Below are 20,478 nucleotides of genomic sequence, written 5' to 3' on the forward strand. Positions count from 1 at the left end.
TTGAATGGGAACCTGAAGACATGACCGAAGACACCATCAAGCGCCGGGCTCGCGGTCTGGACCGGGCGTTCGACATCCTCGATTTCCTCAAGGAAATCGGCCAGCCCCTGCGCCCGAACGAAATCGCCAGCGGCATCGGCAGCCCGAAATCCACGGTCTACGAACTGGTTGCGTCCTTATTGGAGCGGCGCATCCTCGAACCCGTGGGCAAGGAAGGTCACGTTTACCTCGGTCGTCAGCTGTACTTCCTCGGACAAGCGCATTTGCGTCATTTCGACCTGTCCCGCGAGGCCGATCACGCCTTGCAGGAAATCGTCAGCCAGACCCGCGAAACCGCGCAGATGTGCCTGCTCAACGGACGCAAATACACCGTGGCATTGATGAAGGAGGGTGAGCGGCATTTCCGCATTTCCTCGGACATCGGCGAAAACGCGCCGATCCCCTGGACCGCTTCCGGGCGCCTGCTGCTGGCGCACCTGAGCGATCAGCAGATCGTCGATTTGATCGACCCCGACGACTTCATCCTGCCCGACGGTGAACGCCTGCCGCTGGAGCAATTTCTCGAGGAGATCCGCCAGGCCGCCATCGACGGATTCTTTTCCTTCGACAGCGTCGCCGACACCTTTACCCATTGCTTCGCCGCCCCGGTCAAAGACCCGAACGGCGTGGCCATCGCGACCCTGTGCATCGTCGCCCCACGGGCCGATGCGAAGAACAATTACAACGACTATCGCCGGGTGCTGATCGACAGCGCCAACAGCCTCGCCCGGCGTATCAACGAATAACAGCGGCTGCCTGCGGCCGTGTATGAGGAGATCGACCATGTCTACTGCCATCAATACCGCCGCCGTGGAAAAGGGCGCCGCCCAGACCGGCGCCAACCTGGTGCGGGACGTCAGTCTGCCGGCACTGGTGCTGCACCGTGACGCGTTGGAACACAATATTCGCTGGATGCAGGACTTCGTCAGTCACAGCGGCGCGGAACTGGCGCCTCACGGTAAAACCAGCATGACCCCGGCGCTGTTTCGTCGCCAACTGGACGCCGGTGCCTGGGGCATCACCCTGGCCAGCGCCACGCAAACCCGCGCGGCTTACGCCCATGGTGTACGGCGGGTGCTGATGGCCAATCAACTGGTCGGCACGCCGAACATGGCGCTGATCGCCGACCTGCTGGCAGACCCGACTTTTGATTTCTACTGCATGGTCGATCACCCGGATAACGTCGCCGACCTCGGCGCGTTTTTCGCCTCGCGCGGCGTGCGCCTGAACGTGATGATCGAGTACGGCGTGGTCGGCGGTCGTTGCGGTTGCCGCACCGAAGCCGAAGTGCTGGCGCTGGCCAAGGCTATCAACGCTCAACCGGCGTTGGCGCTGACCGGCATCGAGGGCTACGAAGGGGTGATTCACGGTGATCATGCGGTGAGCGGCATCCGCGAGTTCGCTGCCTCCCTGGTGCGTCTGGCGGTACAACTGCAGGACAGCGGCGCGTTCGCGATTGCCAAGCCGATCATCACTGCGTCGGGGTCGGCGTGGTACGACCTGATCGCCGAGTCGTTCGAAGCGCAGAATGCCGGCGGGCGTTTCCTCAGCGTGCTGCGCCCCGGCAGTTACGTGGCCCACGACCATGGCATCTACAAAGAAGCACAATGCTGCGTGCTCGACCGTCGCAGCGACCTGCACGAAGGTTTGCGCCCGGCGCTGGAAGTCTGGGCGCATGTGCAGTCGTTGCCCGAACCGGGTTTTGCGGTGATCGCCCTGGGCAAGCGCGACGTGGCCTACGACGCCGGTTTGCCGGTGCCGTTGCTGCGTTACAAGGCCGGCGTGGTGCCGGCGACCGGCGATGATGTAAGTGCCTGCAAGGTGACGGCGGTGATGGACCAGCACGCGTTCATGACCGTGGCGCCGGGAGTTGAGTTGCGGGTGGGCGATATCATTTCGTTCGGGACTTCGCACCCGTGTTTGACGTTCGACAAGTGGCGTATCGGGTGTCTGGTGGATGAGCAGCTGAATGTCATCGAAACCATGGAAACCTGTTTCTAAGAGCCCCCACAACATGAACAACATCAGCCCTCTGGGCCCCAATATCCCGCGCATCGCCCTGATCGGCGAGTGCATGATCGAACTGCAGCAGCGCGCCGACGGCTCCCTGCAACAAAGCTTCGGCGGCGATACCCTGAACACTGCGGTCTATCTGGCCCGTGAACTGGGCGATAGCGGCACGGTGGATTACGTCACTGCCTTGGGTGACGACAGTTTCAGCGATGCGATGTGCCAGAGTTGGGCCAGCGAACATATCGGCCTGGGCATGGTCCAGCGTTTGCCCGGTCGCTTGCCAGGTCTGTATTGCATCCAGACCGACGCGGCCGGCGAGCGGCGTTTTCTCTACTGGCGCAACGAAGCGGCCGTGCGCGATTGCTTCACCACCCCGGCGGCCGCGCCGATCCTGGCAGCGCTGCCGGATTACGACGTGCTGTATTTCAGCGGCATCACCCTGGCGGTGCTCGGTGAGCTGGGCCGGGAGAAACTGCTGGACACCCTGATCGAAGCCCGACAGCGGGATGCGCGGATCGTGTTCGACAACAATTATCGACCACGCCTGTGGGCGTCGGTCGAGGACGCACGAGCGGCTTATCGCGAAGTGTTGCCCTATGTCGACCTGGCGCTGCTGACGGTTGATGACGAGCAGGCGTTGTTCCACTTTTCCGATTGTGCGGCGGTGTTTGCCGCTTACGAGCAGATGGGCACGCCCGAAGTGGTGTTCAAGCGCGGTGCCGAGGCGTGTCTGATTCGCTGTGACGGCGAGTCGTTCGAAGTGCCGGCGCAGGTGGTTGAACGGGTGGTGGACACCACGGCGGCGGGGGATTCGTTCAGTGCGGCGTATCTGGCTTGCCGTTTGAAAGGTGGTAACCCGGTCGAGGCCGCAGAAGCGGGGCATCGGTTGGCAAGTCGGGTGATTCAAGTGCCGGGGGCACTGATCCCCAAGAATTGAAATGCAATGCCTGTGGTGGCTGTGATTTTTGTGGCGAGGGGGCTTGCCCCCGTTGGGCCGCGAAGCGGCCCCAAAACCTGTGACCTTGATCGACCTGACACACCGAGTGCGCAGGATCTACGACTGCTTCGCAGCCGAACGGGGGCAAGCCCCCTCGCCACAGGCAAGCCTCACCCTGTATATCGAGCCAACCGATCAGTCCCGGTAAAACACCTGCACCAAGTGATACCCGAACTTGCTCTTGATCGGCCCATGCACCACCCGCAGTGGTTTTTTGAAGATCACCGCATCGATTGCCCCGACCATCTGCCCGGGCCGTACTTCGCCAAGATCCCCACCGCGTTTGCCGGACGGGCAGGTGGAGTATTTCTTGGCCAGCACATCGAAGGCTTCGCCCTTGGCGATGCGTTGTTTGAGCTGCTCGGCTTCTTCCGAGGTTTTCACCAGAATATGGCGGGCTTGGGCTTTCATGGGCAGTACCTTGCAACGGTGGTGGCTATGTTGGTGCCAGCGTGGGGCGCGCGATTATGCCTTAACTCAGCCGGCTTGGCCGATCATCGTGCGAATCTTGTTGGCCAACAGGTCCATGGAAAAGGGTTTGGCCACCATGTCCATGCCTTCCTCCAGGAAGCCCTGGCGTTCGGCGGCTTTCTCGGCATAACCGGTAATGAACAGTACTTTGAGCTCCGGGCGGTGCTGACGAGCGATTTCCGCCAGTTGCCGACCATTCATGCCCGGCAGCCCGACATCGGTCACCAGCAGATCGACCCGCAGGTCGGACTCCAGCAAGGGCAGGGCGCTCTGCGCATCTTCGGCTTCATGGGCGTGATAACCCAACTCTTTGAGCAGGTCGAGCACCAGCATGCGCACCGCCGGATCGTCTTCCACCAACACCACGGTTTCACCGGCAACCGCTGGCGGTGCCTCACCGATGACCGGCAGCTGAGCGTGCTCCGGCAGGGCGACGTGCAACCGTGGCAAATACAGGCGAACGCTGGTGCCCTGGCCCGGCCGGCTGTGCAGGCTGACGTGCCCGCCCGACTGTTGGGCGAAACCATAGATCATCGACAACCCAAGGCCGGTGCCCTGGCCGATGGGTTTGGTGGTGAAGAACGGATCGAAGGCCTTGGCCAGTACTGATGGGGTCATGCCGGCACCGTTGTCGCTGACGGCAATCATCAGGTAATCCCCGGCCCTGACTGGCTCCAGCGGAGTGACGTCGCTGCCGTCGAGGTGAACATTGGCGGTTTCGATCAACAACTCGCCGCCATCGGGCATCGCATCCCGGGCGTTGATCACGAGGTTGAGCAAGGCGTTTTCCAGTTGGCTGACATCGGTACTGACCGGCCAGACCTCATCGGCCAGCTTCAGTTTGAGCTCGATGTGATCGCCCTTGGTCCGGCTGAGCAAGTCTTCCAGGGAATGCACCAGCTGGTTGGCGTCCAGTGGCCTGCGATCCAGTGACTGACGCCTTGAGAATGCCAGCAACCGATGGGTCAGGGCGGCGGCACGATGTGCCGAGGACACCGCCGCTTCGGTGAAGCGACCGATCTCGGCCGCGCGCCCATCGGCGATGTAGCGCTGCATCAAATCGAGGCTGCCGATGATCCCGGTGAGCATGTTGTTGAAGTCATGGGCGATGCCACCGGTGAGCTGGCCGACCGCTTCCATTTTCTGCGCATGGCGCAAGGCGTCTTCGGCGCGCTCACGCTCGAACATCTCGTTCTGCAGTCGCTGGTTGGCTTCGGCCAGTTGTTGGGTGCGGGCGCTCACGCGCTCTTCCAGGGTTTCGTTGAGGTTGCGCAGCGCCTCTTCAGTCTGTTTGCGCTCGGTCTCGTCGATCACGAAGATGTAGAAACCATTCACCGCGCCGTCTGCGCCGTGGCGTGGCAGGTAGTTCATCAGGGCCTGGCGGGTACTGCCATCGCGGTGATCGGCGCTGATGCTGAAACAACAGGTCTTGCCTTTCAGCGCCTCGGCGATGTATTCGGCGCGCAGGGCATAGGCTTCATCGCCGAGCACTTCACGAATGGTGCGGCCGTAAAGCTCCTGGGGCGTCAGGCCATACCATTCCAGATAGGCTGCATTGTTCAGGCGAAAGCGCTCTTCGCGGTCCACATAACTGATCAGGATCGGCATGGCGTTGATGATCAGTTGCAGCTCGGTCTGGCTTTGGCGCAAGGCTTGTTCGATGTGTTTGCGTTCGGTCAGGTCCAGCGCGGCGCCGAGGAAACGGATCGGCCGGCCATGGTGGTCCTTGTAGCAACGGCCACGGGCAAACACCCAGCGCAACTGGCCGTCGGCTTGCAGCAAGCGATATTCCTCGGCGTACTCGCTGCCATGGGTGATGCAGTGCTTGATGCTGCGGGCGATCATGGCGCGGTCTTCCGGGTGCACGCCGTGGAGGTATTCGCTGATCGGCAACTGGCTGGCCATGGCCGGATCGACGCCATGCAATTGCGCGAAGTGCGCATCGGCGATGAAACGGTCTTCGCCAATGTCCCAGTCCCAGGTGCCGACGGCATCGGTGGCGGCCAGTGCCAGTTGCAGGCGCTGCTCGGTGTCTTGCTGGGCCTTGAGGCTGGCGGCGGAGCGTTGTTCCAGTTCGAGGGCGATGCGGCGGCGTTCGTTGGTTTCGATGGCCGTGACCAGAATCCCGGCAACCTCGGCGCTTTCATTGCGAATGGGGCTGTAGGTTAAATCCAGCCAGAAGTCAGAATCCCGACCGTCGCGTTGCAAGGTAAAGCGCTGTTCGCTGTAGGTCCGCACCTGGCCCTGTAGGACGGCGCTGTAAATCGGGTCGGTAAAGTCTTTGAGTTCCGGCCAGATCTGGTGCGTCGGTTGTCCGAAAGCGTGAGGGTGTTTGCTGCCGGCGAGGAAGGCGAAGCCGTCATTGTAGATCTGGGTGAGCTGCGGGCCCCACAGCAACAACATCGGCATTGGCGAGTGGATCACGATGTCCACCGCGGTGCGCAGGCTCTGCGGCCAGTTTTCGGCGGCGCCCAGCGGGTTGTTTGTCCAGTCCAGTCGGGCAATCAAGGCCTGGGCATCGCTGGCGGTCGGTGGTGCGTTCATCTACATGTCCTGCGCGTGAGTCAGTGTGGCGGCGTCTACTATCCTTGCAAGGCGGTAGACGCTGGATGACCCGCATGGGGTCATTTTTTTATTGAATGCTTCGCGGGTGCTTTTTGCCATGGAAATCGATGCACTGCTGCAGACTCTGGCCAGCCGCAATGGCTCCGATCTTTACCTGTCCACGGGCGCGCCACCCAGCGCGAAATTTGATGGTGTGCTCAAACACTTGACCGATCAACCGTTCAAGCCGGGAGAAGTGGCGGCCATTGCCGCGTCCATCATGGACGCCGAACAGCGCCTGGAGTTCGATCGGGACCTGGAAATGAACCTGGCACTTTCCCTGCCCGGGGTCGGGCGTTTCCGGCTCAATATCTTCAAACAGCGCAATGACGTGTCGATTGTGGCACGCAACATCAAACTCGACATTCCACGCTTCGAAGATCTCAACTTGCCAGCGGTGCTGCTCGAATCCGTGATGCTCAAACAAGGGCTGATGCTGTTCGTCGGTTCGACCGGCTCGGGCAAGTCGACCTCGTTGGCGGCGCTGATCGATTACCGCAACCGCCATAGCAGCGGTCATATCATCACTATTGAAGACCCGGTCGAGTTTATCCATCGGCACAAGAAGTCGATCGTCAATCAGCGCGAGGTTGGCGTCGATACCCGCAGTTTCCATGCGGCGCTGAAAAACACGTTGCGCCAGGCGCCGGACGTGGTGTTGATCGGCGAAATCCGCGACCGCGAGACTATGGAACACGCGCTGGCGTTTGCCGATACCGGTCATCTGGTGATTTCCACGTTGCATGCGCACAACGCCAATCAGGCGCTGGATCGGGTGATCAATTTCTTTCCCGAAGAACGCCGGGCACAACTGCTCAATGACTTGGGTAACAACCTCAAGGCGTTTGTGTCCCAGCGTCTGGTGCGTACCCGCGACGGGCAGCGCCGGGCGGCGGTGGAGGTGATGCTGGGCACACCAACCATCGGTGACCTGATCCGGCGCAATGAGTTTGGCGAACTCAAGGGGATCATGGAGAAGTCTTCAGAGGCAGGGATGCAGACGTTTGACGGGGCGCTGTTCGCGCTGTTTGCCGAGGGTGCGATCGATGAGGCAGAGGCGTTGAAACATGCGGATTCTGTGAACAACTTGCGCTTGCGCCTGAAAATGCACGCCGAGGCCACACCCGCCCCCCATACGCCGCCGGGTGAATGGGGGCTAATGGACTGACGTCTCCCCCTGTAGGAGCTGCCGAAGGCTGCGATCTTTTGATCTTTAGCGATTCATCTGACGCCAAAGTCAAAAGATCGTCCGAACGCGGCCCGAGCCTTCGGCAGCTCCTACAAGGGTCGCATTTCAGTCGTTCAGTTCGGGGCGGTTTCGAAATTGCTCCAGGGCTTCGGGGTTGGCCAGTGCATCGGTGTTTTTCACCTTCTGGCCATGCACCACATTCCTCACCGCCAACTCGACCACCTTGCCGCTGATGGTCCGCGGAATGTCCGTCACCGCGACAATCTTCGCCGGCACATGCCGTGGCGTGGTGTTGGCGCGGATGACCTGGCGGATCTGTTGTTGCAGCGCTTCGTCCAGTTCGACGCCGTCGCGCAAGCGCACGAACAGCACCACTCGCACGTCATCCTGCCATTGCTGACCGATGGCGACGCTGTCCAGCACCTGCGGGACTTTCTCCACCTGACGGTAGATTTCCGCCGTGCCGATGCGTACACCGCCGGGGTTGAGCACCGCGTCGGAGCGGCCGTGGATCAGCATGCCGCCATGGGGCAGTTGCTCGGCGTAATCGCCCTGGGCCCAGACGCCGGGGAACAGGCTGAAATACGAAGCGCGCAGCTTTTCCTGTTGCGGGTCGTTCCACAAGCCGATGGGCATCGCCGGAAAATGCCGGGTACACACCAGTTCGCCTTTTTCACCGATCACAGGCTTGCCATCGTCGTTCCACACTTCGACCGCCATGCCCAGGCTCTTGCACTGCATTTCGCCGCGGCGCACCGGCAGCACCGGGTTGCCAATCACAAAGCACGAAACGATATCGGTACCACCGGACATCGAAGACAGGCACAGGTCGGACTTGAACGCGCGGTAGACGTAATCGAAGCTTTGCGGCGACAGCGCCGAGCCGGTGGACAGGATGGTTCTCAGGCTGCTCAGGTCATGACTTTCGCACGGCTTCAAGCCATTGCTTTCCAGCGCAGTGAGGAATTTCGGGCTGGTGCCGAAGACATTGAGGCGTTCGTCGTCGATCAGGTCGATCAAGCGCTCCGGCCCTGGATGAAACGGCGAGCCGTCATACAGCACCACGGCGCTGCCGACGGCCAGCGCCGAGACCAGCCAATTCCACATCATCCATCCGCAGGTGGTGTAGTAGAACAAACGGTCACCGGCGCCGAGGTCGGTGTGCAGGCCATGTTCCTTGACGTGTTGCAGCAACACGCCGCCGGTGCCGTGCACAATGCACTTCGGTACGCCGGTGGTGCCGCTGGAGTAGAGGATGTACAGCGGATGGGCGAAGGGCACGGGAACGAATTGCGGCTCGTCGCCCGTTTCGTAAAAATCGTCCCACAGCGTCACGTTGGCCTGGCAGCGGAAATCCTCGATGCGTGCTTGAGGACGCGCATAAGGCACAACAATCAATTGCTGCAAGGACGGCAGTTGTCCGAGGATTTCATTGATCTTGGTGGTCTGGTCGATCACTTTGCCGGCGTAGCGGTAACCGGCGCAGGTGATCAGCACTTTCGGTTCGATCTGGCCGAAGCGATCGATCACCCCGTGGGTGCCGAAATCCGGTGAAGAACAGGACCAGATTGCACCCAGGCTGGTGGTGGCGAGCATGGCCACCAGGGTCTGCCAGGTGTTCGGCATGCACGCTGCCACGCGGTCGCCGAGGCCGACACCGGCGGCTTTCAGGCTATTTTGAAAACCGGCGACGTGGCTTGCCAGTTCAGCCCAGGTCAGCTGTTCCCGTTGGCCGTTTTCACCGATGGCGACCACTGCCACGGCATCGTCACGACGGCGCAGCAGGTGTTCGGCGAAGTTCAAGGTAGCGCCGGGGAACCACTGGGCGCTGGGCATTTGCGCGCCTTCGATCAGCACCGCGTCTGGCTGATCGTGAAAACGGATGTCAAAGAAATCGACAATGGCCTGCCAGAAGGCTTCCCGCTGGTCGATGCTCCATTGGTGCAGGGCAGGGTAGTCGGCGATCCCAAGGGTGTGTCGCTGATTGACGAAACGCCGGAAGGCCTCCATGCGGGACTTGCCGATGCGCTCGGTGCCGGGTTGCCAGAGGATGTCGGACATGGCTTGGCCTCTTTTTCTTATGTCTACACACAGTCTACTGTGGTGAGGGAGCTTTTGTGGCGAGGGGGCTTGCCCCCGTTGGGTCGCGAAGCGGCCCCGCGGTTTGTCTCCAGTCACTCCACGTTGCCCGGTTTTGCGACTGCTGCGCAGCCGAACGGGGGCAAGCCCCCTCGCCACAGAACTCCCTCGCCACAGGGTCTGGCGGCAGGCTACTGCGCCAACCATCCACCATCAATATTCCACGCAGCGCCACGCACCTGGCTACCGGCTTCGCTGCATAAAAACAGCACCAACTCACCCAGCTGCGGCGGCGTCACGAATTCCAGGGACGGTTGCTTCTCGGCCAGCAAATCATGTTGCGCCTGCTGCGGGTCGATCCCGGTCGCGGCGCGATCATCGATCTGCTTCTGCACCAGCGGCGTCAGCACCCAGCCTGGGCAAATGGCGTTGCAGGTAACGTTGGTGGTGGCGGTTTCCAGGCCGACCACTTTGGTCAGGCCGATCACGCCATGCTTGGCCGCGACGTACGCCGCTTTGCCCACCGAACCGACCTGGCCGTGCACCGAAGCGATGTTGATGATGCGTCCCCAGCCCTTGGCACGCATGCCCGGCAGGCTCAAACGGGTGCTGTGAAACACCGACGACAGGTTGATCGCAATGATCGAGTCCCAGCGCTCCACCGGAAAATCTTCCACCGCCGCCACGTGCTGGATGCCGGCGTTGTTGACCAGGATATCCACGCCACCGAACTCACGTTCGGCGTACTCGATCATGTCAGCGATCTGTGCCGGGTCGCTTACGTCGGCGGGGTGATGGCCGACCTTGCTGCCGAATTGTTCTACTTCGGCAATCACTTTGGACGCATCGCCGAAACCGTTGAGGATCAGGTTGGCGCCAGCCTTGGCCAGGCTCAGGGCGATCCCCAGACCGATGCCGCTGGTGGAACCGGTGACCAGTGCGGTCTTGCCCGAAAGAGTCGTCATGAATACCTCACACAATGCCAGTGGCGTAGAAAGTACCGATCACCACAAAAACAGCGAGTGTCTTGATCAGCGTAATACAGAAAATGTCTTTGTAGGCCTCGCGGTGGGTCAACCCGGTGACCGCCAGCAAGGTAATTACCGCACCGTTGTGCGGCAGAGTGTCCATGCCGCCACTGGCCATCGCAGCGACCCGGTGCAGCACTTCCAGCGGAATATTGGCGGCGTGGGCAGCGCTGATGAAACTCTCGGACATCGCCGCCAAAGCGATGCTCATCCCGCCTGACGCCGAGCCGGTGATGCCGGCCAGCAAGGTCACGGTGATCGCTTCATTGACCAACGGGTTGGGAATGCTCTTGAGCCAGTCCGACAGCACCAGAAAACCTGGCAACGAGGCGATCACCGCCCCGAAACCGTATTCCGACGCGGTATTCATCGCCGCCAGTAGTGCGCCACTGACCGCACTTTTACTGCCTTCGGCCAACCGGCCACGAATCGCCTGAAAGCCGAACACCAGCACCATGATGATGCCCACCAGCAGGGCGGCCTGGACCGCCCAGATTGCGGTCAGCTTGGCGATGTCGGTGGTCACGGGAGCGGCCATGCCCGGCAGCGAAAGGCTGTGGGTCTTGCCGTACCACACAGGAATCCAGCGGGTGAACAGCAGGTTCATCAGGCCCACCAGCAACAGCGGCGACAGCGCGATCCACGGGTTGGGCAGTTGGATGTCCGGCGCGGTTTCCGGCTCGTTGCGCAGTTCTGAACCATAGCCTTCACCACTGCGCTGGGCCTTGTTGCGCTGGCGCTGCAGAAACAGCATGCCGGCGCAGAACACGAAAATCGCGCCGACCACACCCAGCCACGGCGCCGCCCAGGCGGTGGTGTTGAAGAAGGTGCTGGGGATGATGTTCTGGATCTGCGGCGTGCCGGGCAGGGCGTCCATGGTGAACGAGAACGCGCCGAGGGCAATGGTCGCCGGGATCAAGCGCTTGGGAATATTGCTCTGGCGGAACATCTCGGCGGCAAACGGGTAGACCGCAAACACCACCACAAACAGCGACACACCGCCGTACGTGAGCAGGGCGCAGACCAGCACGATCACCAGCATCGCCTGGCGAGTGCCGAGCAAGCGAATCGCTGCTGCGACGATGGAACGGGAGAAACCCGACAACTCGATCAGCTTGCCGAACACCGCACCGAGCAGGAACACCGGGAAATACAGTTTGACGAAACCGACCATCTTTTCCATGAACACCCCGGTGAAGACGGGGGCAACGGCGGAAGGGTCGGTGAACAGGACGGCGCCGAGGGCGGCGATCGGGGCAAAGAGGATAACGCTGTAGCCACGGTAAGCAGCCACCATCAGCAGCGCGAGGGCTGCCAAGGCAATGATCACACTCATGGTGTGTCTCTCCAGGATTGTTATTTTTGTAGGGTGAAGCTAGGTGGGGAGGGCTATAGCGGGTTTCGTGCCAGATATCTAAGTTATTGAAATGTAAATGATTTATGTTTTTTATGAATATTGTGGAGGATTTTTGTCTCTATTCGGAGACGATTTGGCGCCTTAAAAGATCGCAGCCTTCGGCAGCTCCTACAGGGGAACGCGGAAATCACTGTAGGAGCTGCCGAAGGCTGCGATCTTTTGATCTTGAAAATACATCTACAAATAGAGATGCATGTCTCTTTATAGAGACTCTGCAATCCCCAACGCCGCCATCTTCTTGTACAACGTCGACCGCCCCAGCCCCAACCGCGCCGCCGCTTCGATCACCTTCCCACCGCATTGCGCGAGGGTCGATTCAATCAACTGCCGATCAAACCGTTCGCGAGCCTCACTGAAGGTTTCATGGGCAATCGGTTCAAGGGGCAGAGGCGCCGCACGCTCAACCGGGGTAAAACTGCCAATCGCCGCGCGGATGTCCGCCGCGTTCAGCATCAAGTCATCACTGAGCAACGCCGCCCGTTCCAGCACGTTGCGCAGTTCACGAATGTTCCCTGGCCAGGCGTGTTGCCCCAACAATTCCAGGGCTTCGCGATTCAATTCGTGCTGGCTGCGCAGTTCCTCAAGGATCGCTTCACTGAGGGCCGGCAGGTCGTCGAGGCGATCACGCAGGGGCGGGACCTGGATCGGCAGCACGTTGAGGCGGTAATACAGATCGGCGCGAAACTCGCCGCGTTTGATTGCCGCCACCAGATCGGTGGAGGTGGCGGCGATCACCCGCACATCACTCTGAATCACTTCGTTGGAACCCACCGGTTCGAATTCCTTTTCCTGCAACACCCGCAGCAGTTTGCTTTGCAACGGCAGCGGCATGTCGCCGATTTCGTCGAGAAACAGCGTGCCGCCCTGGGCGATTTGCAACTTGCCGGCGCGGCCCTTGCGATCGGCGCCGGTGAACGCGCCGGGCGCGGTGCCGAAGAACTCGGCTTCCAGCAGCGACTCGGGAATCGCTGCGCTGTTGATGCTGACGAAGGCTTTATGCGCCCGGGGCGATGCGCCGTGGATCGCCTGGGCCAGCAGTTCCTTGCCGGTGCCGGTTTCACCGAGCAACAACACCGGCGACTCTGCACTGGCGCTGCGTCGGGCGCGGCGTTTGACTTCGAGGCTGGCGGCGCTGGTGCCGATGAAGTGCGCGAAGTTGTACTTGGTCTGCCGTGCTCGCAGCAGCGAGCGGGTGGACGCCAGTTCTTCCTGCATGCTCAGGTAGCGCTTGAGCATTGGCGACAGGCTGCGCAATTCGTCGAACAGGGCAAAACCGATGGCGCCGATCACCGCGCCGGCATCGTCGTGAATCGGCAGGCGCATCACCACCAGCGGTTCCTTGGGGGTGTCTTGCATGTCCAGCAGGATCGGCCGTCCGGTGCGCACCACCTCGCGTAACAGGCTGCCGGGGATCACGCTTTCACAGGCCCTGCCGATGGCACCTGCGGCCGACTCCAGGCCAAACCGCCGGGCATAGCGCTCGTTCATCCAGACGATGTTCGCGTCGCGGTCGACAATCACCGTGCCTTCGCTCGATTGCTCGATGATCTCGAACAGCGAGCGGATCGCCAGGGTGCGAACGCGCTGGTAGTCCTTGAGGCTTTCGGTGGTGTTCATCGGGGTGTCCATTTTTGGAAATCAAGATCAAAAGATCGCAGGGATTATGCCAACCCCGGATGCGCCGCCGCCAACAGCTCTTTGGTGTACGGGTGCTGCGGTGATTCGAACACCGTGTGGCTGGCGCCGCTTTCCACCACTTTGCCGTCCTTGATCACGATCATGTCGTGGGCCAGGGCACGCACCACCGCCAGGTCGTGGCTGATGAACAGGTAGGTCAGGCCATGTTTTTCCTGAAGCTGGCGGAGCAGGGCGACCACTTGTTTTTGCACCGTGCGATCAAGGGCCGAGGTCGGCTCGTCGAGCAGGATCAGTGCCGGTTTCAGCACCAGCGCGCGGGCAATGGCGATGCGCTGGCGCTGCCCGCCGGAAAATTCGTGCGGGTAGCGATGACGGCTTTGCGGATCGAGGCCGACTTCTTCCAGCACCCGGATGACCTGGGCCTCGCATTGCGCAGGGGTGGACTGGCTGTGAACCTCAAGGCCTTCACTGATGATCTGCGCCACGGACATCCGTGGGCTGAGGCTGCCGAAGGGGTCCTGAAACACCACCTGCATCTTCTTGCGCCACGGTCGCAGCTGCTTTTGCGTCAGGCTATCCAGCGCCTCACCCTGAAAGCGAATGCTGCCTTCGGAATCGAGCAAGCGCAGGATCGCCTGACCGAGGGTGGACTTGCCCGACCCGGACTCACCGACGATGCCCAGGGTCTTGCCGCGCTGAACGTTGAGGCTGATGCCATCGACTGCACGCAAGTAAGTTTTACGCTGGAACAGGCCGCCCCCGATGGCGAACTGTACGTGCAAATTATTCACTTCCAGCACGTTTTCACGCTCGTCCCGGGGCAGCGCTTCACCTTCCGGTTCGGCGTTCAGCAGCACGCAGCTGTAAGGATGTTTCGGCTCGGTGAACAGCGTTTCGCAAGGCGCCTGCTCGACGATTTCCCCGGCGTGCATCACGCACACACGCTGGGCGATGCTGCGCACCAGATTGAGGTCGTGGCTGATCAGCAGCAGCGACATGCCGAGTCGCTGCTGCAAGGATTTGAGCAGCAGCAGGATCTTGCGCTGCACCGTCACATCCAGCGCGGTGGTCGGTTCGTCGGCGATCAGCAATTCCGGTTCGCAGGCCAGGGCCATGGCAATCATCACCCGTTGCCGCTGGCCGCCGGACAGTTGATGGGGGTAGGCCTTTAGCCGCTCTTCGGGCTTCTGGATGCCCACCAGTTGCAGCAATTCGAGTATCCGCGCTTGCGCCGCCTTGCCGCTCAGCCCTCTGTGCAGCAGCAGGGTTTCGCCGATCTGCTTTTCGATGCTGTGCAGCGGATTGAGGGAGGTCATCGGCTCCTGAAAGATCATCGCGATCCGGTTGCCGCGCAGCTCGCGCAAGGTGCTGGTGTCGGCACCGATCAATTCCTGGCCGCGGTAGCGAATGCTGCCGGTGGTTTCAGTGCCGCTGTCGGGCAGCAGTTGCAGGATCGAGTGGGCGGTCACCGACTTGCCGGATCCGGACTCGCCGACCAGCGCCAGGCATTCGCCGGGGCGGATGTCCAGGCACAGGTTGCGCACCACGGTCTGGCCACTGAAGGCCACGTTGAGGTCACGGATTTCGATCAGGTTGTCACTCATATCAACAGTCCGCGTCATGATCGTGGATCAAAGGCATCACGCAACGCCTCGCCAATGAACACCAGCAAAGAAAGAATCAGCGCCAGAGTGAAAAACGCCGTCAGCCCCAGCCACGGCGCTTGCAGGTTCTGCTTGCCTTGACCGATCAGTTCGCCCAGGGACGCGCTGCCGGCCGGCATGCCGAAGCCGAGGAAATCCAGCGCCGTGAGGGTGGAAATCGCCCCAGTCAGGATGAACGGCAGATAACTCAGGGTGGCGTTCATTGCGTTGGGCAGAATGTGTCGCACGATCACCTTGCGGTCGGTCAGGCCTAGCGCACGGGCGGCTTTGACGTACTCCAGGTTACGCCCGCGCAGGAACTCGGCGCGCACCACGTCCACCAGGGCCAGCCAGGAAAACAGCGCCATGATCCCCAGCAGCCACCAGAAATTCGGCTCGACGAAGCCCGACAGGATGATCAGCAGGTACAGCACCGGCAGCCCCGACCAGACTTCTTGCAGACGCTGACCGATCAGGTCGACCCAGCCGCCGTAGTAGCCTTGCAGCGCGCCGGCGGCGATGCCGATCAGCGCGCTGACAAAGGTCAGCGTCAGCGCAAACAGAATCGACACCCGCGCGCCGAAAATCACTCGGGCCAACACGTCGCGAGCCTGATCGTCCGTACCCAGCCAATTGACACTCGTGGGCGGGCTCGGCGCCGGTTTGTTGAGGTCGTAGTTGGGGGTGTCGTCGCTGAACGGGATCGGCGGAAACAGCAACCAGCCGCCGTCCTTCTTGATCAGTTTCTGCACGTAATCGCTGCGGTAGTCGGCCTGAAATGGCAACTGGCCGCCGAACTCTTGTTCGGTGTGGCGTTTGAGAGCCGGGAAGTACAGCGAGCCCTGATAACTGACCACCAGCGGTTTGTCGTTGGCGATCAACTCGCCACCGAGAGTCAGCAGGAACAAACCGACGAACAACCATAGCGACCACCAGCCTCGGCGGTTTTTCTTGAAACGTTCGAAACGGCGACGTCCCAGCGGCGAGAACTTGAGCATCAGGCGTTCCTCGCGGCGAAGTCGATACGCGGGTCGACCAGGGTGTAGCAGAGGTCACCGACGATTTTTATCAGCAGGCCGAACAAGGTGAAGATGAACAACGAACCGAATACCACCGGATAGTCCCGCGATACCGCGGCTTCGTAACTCATGCGACCCAGGCCATCGAGGGAGAAAATCACTTCGATCAACAGCGAACCGGCGAAGAAAACGCTGATAAAGGCCTGTGGAATCCCCGACACCACCAGCAGCATCGCGTTGCGAAACACATGGCCGTAAAGCACCCGGCGTTCACTCAGGCCCTTGGCCCGGGCGGTGACCACGTACTGACGGGTGATTTCATTGAGGAAGGAGTTTTTGGTGAGGATGGTCAGGGTCGCAAAGCCGCCGACCACCAGCGCCGTTACCGGCAGCACCAGGTGCCAGAAGTAATCGGCGATTTTGCCCACGGTCGATAGCGACTCGAAGTTGTCCGAGACCAGGCCGCGCACCGGGAACCAGTTCAACGAGGTGCCCCCGGCGAAGACCACGATCAGGAACATCGCGAACAGGAACGCTGGCATTGCGTAACCGATGATGATCGCGGTGCTGCTCCAGATATCGAAATGGCTTCCATGGTGTACGGCCTTGCGAATGCCCAGCGGAATCGACACCAGATAAGTGATCAACGTCGCCCAGAGCCCGAGGGAAATGGTCACCGGCATTTTATCCAGGATCAGGTCGGTGACCGTGGCACCGCGAAAAAAGCTCTTGCCGAAGTCGAGGTGGGCATAGCTCTTGAGCATCAGCCACAAGCGTTCCGGCGCTGGCTTGTCAAAGCCGTATTGCTTTTCGATCTCCTTGATCAGCTGCGGATCGAGCCCACGGCTGGCCCGTGAGCTGCCGTGCATGGTCTCGCTGGAACCGCCGCCGACACTTGTGCCACCGATGCCTTGCAGGTGTGCGATGGCCTGTTCCACCGGCCCACCGGGCGCGGCCTGGACGATGGCGAAGTTGACCAGAAGAATGATCACTAAAGTCGGGATGATCAGCAGCAAGCGCCGCAGTACGTAAGCCCACATCAGTGCGACCCTCCGGATTTGCCACGCTTGATGAGTTCGGCGGTCATCTGTTCGTTGGTCAGGGGGGTGGAGCTGACTTCCCACCAACTCTCGATGGCTTCGTCATTGCTTGCTTGTACAGAGGGAATGCCGAAGCGGTTCCACCACACGGTCGAACTGCCGGGCGGGTAATAGTTGGGAATCCAATAGAAGTTCCATTGCAGGACACGGTCCAGGGCATGGGCGTAGCGCAGCATGTCGGCCTGGGTGTTGGCGCGGACCAGGCCGTTGATCAACGTATCGACCGCCGGGTTCTTCAGCACCATGTAGTTGTTGGAGCCCGGATCGCTGGCCGCCGCCGAGCCAAAGTAGTTGTACAGCTCGTTACCCGGCGAGTTGGTGACCGGGTAGCCGGTGACGATCATGTCGTAGTCCCGGGACATCAGGCGGTTGACGTACTGGGAGGCGTCGATGCGGCGAATGTTCAGGTCGATGCCGATTTGTTTCAGGGTGCGCTTGTAAGGCAGCAGCAATCGGTCCATGCCGTTCTGGCTGATCAGGAAGGTGAAGCTCAGCGGTTGACCTTCGGCGTTGACCAGTTGATCGCCATCGGGTTTCCAGCCAGCCTGTTCGAGCAGGTCCAGGGCTTGCAACTGTTTGTCGCGAATCACGCCGCTGCCATCGGTTTTCGGTGCTTCGAAGACCTGAGTGAAGACTTCGTCGGGGATCTGCCCGCGCAGCGGTTCGAGAATCGCCCGCTCACCCGCGTCGGGCAGTTGTCGGGCAGCGAGGTCGGTGTTGGAAAAGAAGCTCTGCTGGCGGATGTACAGGTCGCGCATCATCTGCCGGTTGCTCCACTCGAAGTCCCAGAGCATGGCCAGCGCCTGGCGCACGCGGCGGTCCTGGAACATCGGGTTTTGCAGGTTGAACACAAAGCCTTGGGACGGTTGTGGTGCCTGCGTTGCCAAGTGTGCTTTTTGCAGGCGACCGTCGCTCAGGGCCGGACTCTCGTAGCCGATGGAGTAGGCGGTGGCGGAGAATTCGCGGTTGTAGTCGTAGGCACCGCCGCGCAGGACCTGACGGGCGACGTCGGTGTCGCCGAAGTACTCGATGCTGAAATGATCGAAGTTGTAGAGGCCGCGGCTGACCGGTAAATCCCTGGCCCACCAGTCGGCGTTACGCTCGAAGGTGATGCTGCGCCCGGAGTCGACCTTGCTCACGCGGTATGGCCCGCTGCCCAGCGGTGGCTCGTAACCGCCGCCGTTGGCGAAGTCGCGGGTCTTCCACCAGTGTTCGGGAAACACCGGCAAAGTGGCGATGTCGAGGGGCAGGGTGCGGTTTTCGTTGCTCTTGAAGTCGAACCGAATGGTTAGCGGTGATTCCACTTCGACGCCTTTGACGTCGGCGAATTGCGTGCGATAGCGCAGGCTGCCCTGGGTCATCAGCAGGTCGAAGGTGTAGCGCACGTCTTCGGCGGTGATCGGCTTGCCGTCGGCGAAACGGGCCTTCGGGTTCAGGTAGAAACGCAGGGACAGTCCATCATCGGAACGCTCCATCTGCTGCGCCACCAGGCCGTACACGGTGTAGGGTTCGTCCAGCGAACGCACGGCCAGGGGCGAGTAGATCAAGCCATCGACTTGTGTGACGCCAATACCTTTATCGATGTACGGCAGGACGTGGTCGAAATGACCGATCTCCAGTGCCGAGCGACGCATCGTGCCGCCCTTGGGCGCTTGCGGGTTGGTGTAGTCGAAATGACTGAAACCGGCGGGATACTTCGCCGGTTCACCGTATACGGTCAACGCCTGTTGCGGTGCAGCGTTCACACCGGCGGCGCCCAACAACAGGGCCACGGCAGTGAACAGTAGAGTGGGGAAAGCCAGTCGCATTGTCAGCCTTAGAGCCGGGTGATCGATAAGCACAATTTGTACGCTAGCGGCGCGTCCCTCGCCAGCCGTATCACGTAACGAAAACACAACGGCCCACCAAAAGGCGGGCCGTTGTGCAGGAAACCCAAGGGTTGATCAGTCCTGACGGCTGGTCACTTCCAGCAGGTGGTAACCGAACTGGGTCTTGACCGGGCCTTGCACCACGTTGATTGGCGCGCTGAAAACCACGGTGTCGAATTCCTTGACCATCTGGCCTGGACCGAACGAACCCAGGTCACCGCCCTGGCGGCTCGATGGGCAGCTGGAGTTGGCTTTGGCGACTTCGGCGAAATCGGCGCCGGCTTCGATCTGGGCCTTGAGTTCGTTGCACTTGGCTTCGCTGGAAACCAGGATGTGGCGGGCAGTGGCTTTAGCCATGTGAAAATACTCCATTCAATGTTCAGTAAAATGCGGAGCCTACCGGATTCAGTGGGCTATTTCTTCTCAAAATGCCGTCCAGCTTAAGGCATTGCCTAAAGGCCGGCATTTCTCAAGCGTTCGGCATGCTGCACATACAGGTCAATGGGGTCGATGCCCTTGCGGACCTGACCGGTGGTCTGGCTAAGGCTGTCCAGATGATCCAGCGGATAGTCGGAACGGATCACTTTACCCAGATGGGAGCTGAACCGGCCGACCATGCCGTCATTCTGCTCGGCTTCGGTGGTGAAGTAGTGAGAGAACGCCCGCAGGAACCCGTGCAGCGGGTTGAGCGCATAGAGTCCTTCGTCGAGGATGTTTCCCTGCAGGGTGCCGCTCCAGGAATAGTAGCGCACGCCGTTCACCAGTTCGCGACCCTTGCCGCCCCAGGTTTTCGGCAACCCTTGGGGGTACTTGTCGTTGAAGGCACCAACGCCTTCGGTGGTCAGCGCGTTGAGTGCGGCGATGGCGTTCTGCGGCAGGTGCCGGTTGCCGCTGAGCAACGACAGGAAGTCGGCGAACAGGGTGGCCACCGCCCCGGCGACCTGTTCCGGCAGGCGCCCGGGCGTCAGTGCCTTGCGCAGGAAATCGGCCAGTTCCGAGCCGTGGTTCGGCCCGCTGACCGATGTCACCGAAGCGACCACCTGTGGCGCCAGCGCCCCCGCATATCGTGCAGCCAATGCGCCCTGGCTGTGACCAATCAGGTTGACTTTGCTTGCACCGGTTCCTTGCAGTACCCGGTCGATCTGCACCAGCAGCTGTTCGCCACGGGTTTCATTGCTGTGGGTCGCCGACAGGTGCGGGATGAAAACCCTTGCGCCGGCGCTTCTCAGTGCCTGTTTGACGTCATGGAACAGTTCCAGTTTGCCGATGCGATCGAAGCCGAAGAGCCCGTGGACCAGCAGGATTGGATAGTCCGTGGTTGCATTCCGTAGCATGTACATTTCCTTTTTCGGAGTAGGTCAGGTGTGTGCTCA

16 protein-coding genes are annotated in these 20,478 nt (G+C 61.0%); 4 read left to right on the forward strand and 12 right to left on the reverse strand.

Features of this window, described 5'->3' with window-relative positions; genetic code table 11:
- Positions 1-20: 20 nt before the first annotated feature.
- From LOY36_RS11460 to LOY36_RS11470, 3 genes are read left to right on the forward strand one after another with little or no spacing between them, the layout of a single operon-like run.
- Positions 21-785 (forward strand): IclR family transcriptional regulator, encoded by a 765-nt coding sequence (locus LOY36_RS11460; RefSeq protein ID WP_192351064.1) that lies wholly within the window; start codon positions 21-23, stop codon positions 783-785.
- Positions 786-822: 37 nt separating this feature from the next.
- Positions 823-2,040 carry an amino acid deaminase gene (locus LOY36_RS11465; RefSeq protein ID WP_018927660.1) on the forward strand — a complete coding sequence of 406 codons (1,218 nt, stop codon included), beginning with the start codon at positions 823-825 and terminating at the stop codon, positions 2,038-2,040.
- 13 nt (positions 2,041-2,053) lie between these two features.
- Positions 2,054-2,989: a sugar kinase gene (locus LOY36_RS11470; RefSeq protein ID WP_258673581.1), complete on the forward strand. Its 936-nt coding sequence runs from the start codon at positions 2,054-2,056 to the stop codon at positions 2,987-2,989.
- Positions 2,990-3,184: 195 nt separating this feature from the next.
- On the opposite strand, the gene LOY36_RS11475 is transcribed toward LOY36_RS11470, so the two are convergent.
- Together LOY36_RS11475 and LOY36_RS11480 are read right to left on the reverse strand one after the other, a co-directional pair.
- On the reverse strand, positions 3,185-3,460 hold the full coding sequence (locus LOY36_RS11475; RefSeq protein ID WP_007933743.1) for a peptidylprolyl isomerase: 276 nt from the start codon (positions 3,458-3,460) through the stop codon (positions 3,185-3,187).
- Between the two features lie 66 nt (positions 3,461-3,526).
- A complete protein-coding gene (locus LOY36_RS11480) occupies positions 3,527-6,064 on the reverse strand; it encodes a PAS domain S-box protein (RefSeq protein ID WP_258673582.1) in 2,538 nt (845 codons plus the stop codon).
- 118 nt (positions 6,065-6,182) lie between these two features.
- Between LOY36_RS11480 and LOY36_RS11485 the strand changes: the two genes are divergently transcribed.
- The gene (locus tag LOY36_RS11485) at positions 6,183-7,292 is read left to right on the forward strand and encodes a PilT/PilU family type 4a pilus ATPase (protein WP_258673583.1); all 1,110 of its coding nucleotides are present in this window, start codon (positions 6,183-6,185) and stop codon (positions 7,290-7,292) included.
- A 126-nt stretch (positions 7,293-7,418) separates the two neighbouring features.
- Here the strand turns inward: LOY36_RS11485 and LOY36_RS11490 are convergent, their stop codons facing one another.
- The 10 genes from LOY36_RS11490 to LOY36_RS11535 all read right to left on the reverse strand — a co-directional run bounded on the left by LOY36_RS11490 (position 7,419) and on the right by LOY36_RS11535 (position 20,439).
- Positions 7,419-9,374 carry an acetoacetate--CoA ligase gene (locus tag LOY36_RS11490; protein WP_258673586.1) on the reverse strand — a complete coding sequence of 652 codons (1,956 nt, stop codon included), beginning with the start codon at positions 9,372-9,374 and terminating at the stop codon, positions 7,419-7,421.
- 209 nt (positions 9,375-9,583) lie between these two features.
- The gene (hbdH, locus tag LOY36_RS11495; protein ID WP_258673587.1) at positions 9,584-10,357 is read right to left on the reverse strand and encodes a 3-hydroxybutyrate dehydrogenase; all 774 of its coding nucleotides are present in this window, start codon (positions 10,355-10,357) and stop codon (positions 9,584-9,586) included.
- A 7-nt stretch (positions 10,358-10,364) separates the two neighbouring features.
- Positions 10,365-11,756, reverse strand: a complete 1,392-nt coding sequence (locus LOY36_RS11500) for a GntP family permease (protein WP_258673589.1) — start codon at positions 11,754-11,756, stop codon at positions 10,365-10,367.
- 282 nt (positions 11,757-12,038) lie between these two features.
- Entirely contained in the window at positions 12,039-13,454 is a 1,416-nt protein-coding gene (locus LOY36_RS11505) for a sigma-54-dependent Fis family transcriptional regulator (protein ID WP_258673595.1), read from the reverse strand.
- A 44-nt stretch (positions 13,455-13,498) separates the two neighbouring features.
- A complete protein-coding gene (locus tag LOY36_RS11510; RefSeq protein WP_258673597.1) occupies positions 13,499-15,079 on the reverse strand; it encodes an ABC transporter ATP-binding protein in 1,581 nt (526 codons plus the stop codon).
- Between the two features lie 14 nt (positions 15,080-15,093).
- Positions 15,094-16,116, reverse strand: a complete 1,023-nt coding sequence (locus LOY36_RS11515) for an ABC transporter permease (RefSeq protein ID WP_258673598.1) — start codon at positions 16,114-16,116, stop codon at positions 15,094-15,096.
- Complete coding sequence (locus LOY36_RS11520) at positions 16,116-17,177, reverse strand: microcin C ABC transporter permease YejB (protein WP_019649162.1); 1,062 nt, start codon at positions 17,175-17,177, stop codon at positions 16,116-16,118. Before LOY36_RS11520 ends, LOY36_RS11515 begins: the two co-directional genes overlap by 1 nt.
- Complete coding sequence (locus LOY36_RS11525; protein WP_258673599.1) at positions 17,177-19,045, reverse strand: extracellular solute-binding protein; 1,869 nt, start codon at positions 19,043-19,045, stop codon at positions 17,177-17,179. Before LOY36_RS11525 ends, LOY36_RS11520 begins: the two co-directional genes overlap by 1 nt.
- Before the next feature lie 135 nt (positions 19,046-19,180).
- Entirely contained in the window at positions 19,181-19,462 is a 282-nt protein-coding gene (locus LOY36_RS11530; RefSeq protein ID WP_007933754.1) for a peptidylprolyl isomerase, read from the reverse strand.
- Between the two features lie 95 nt (positions 19,463-19,557).
- Positions 19,558-20,439, reverse strand: a complete 882-nt coding sequence (locus LOY36_RS11535; protein WP_258673600.1) for a triacylglycerol lipase — start codon at positions 20,437-20,439, stop codon at positions 19,558-19,560.
- Positions 20,440-20,478: the final 39 nt, after the last annotated feature.

The sequence above is a fragment of the Pseudomonas sp. B21-019 genome (assembly GCF_024749225.1).
GTDB lineage: Bacteria > Pseudomonadota > Gammaproteobacteria > Pseudomonadales > Pseudomonadaceae > Aquipseudomonas.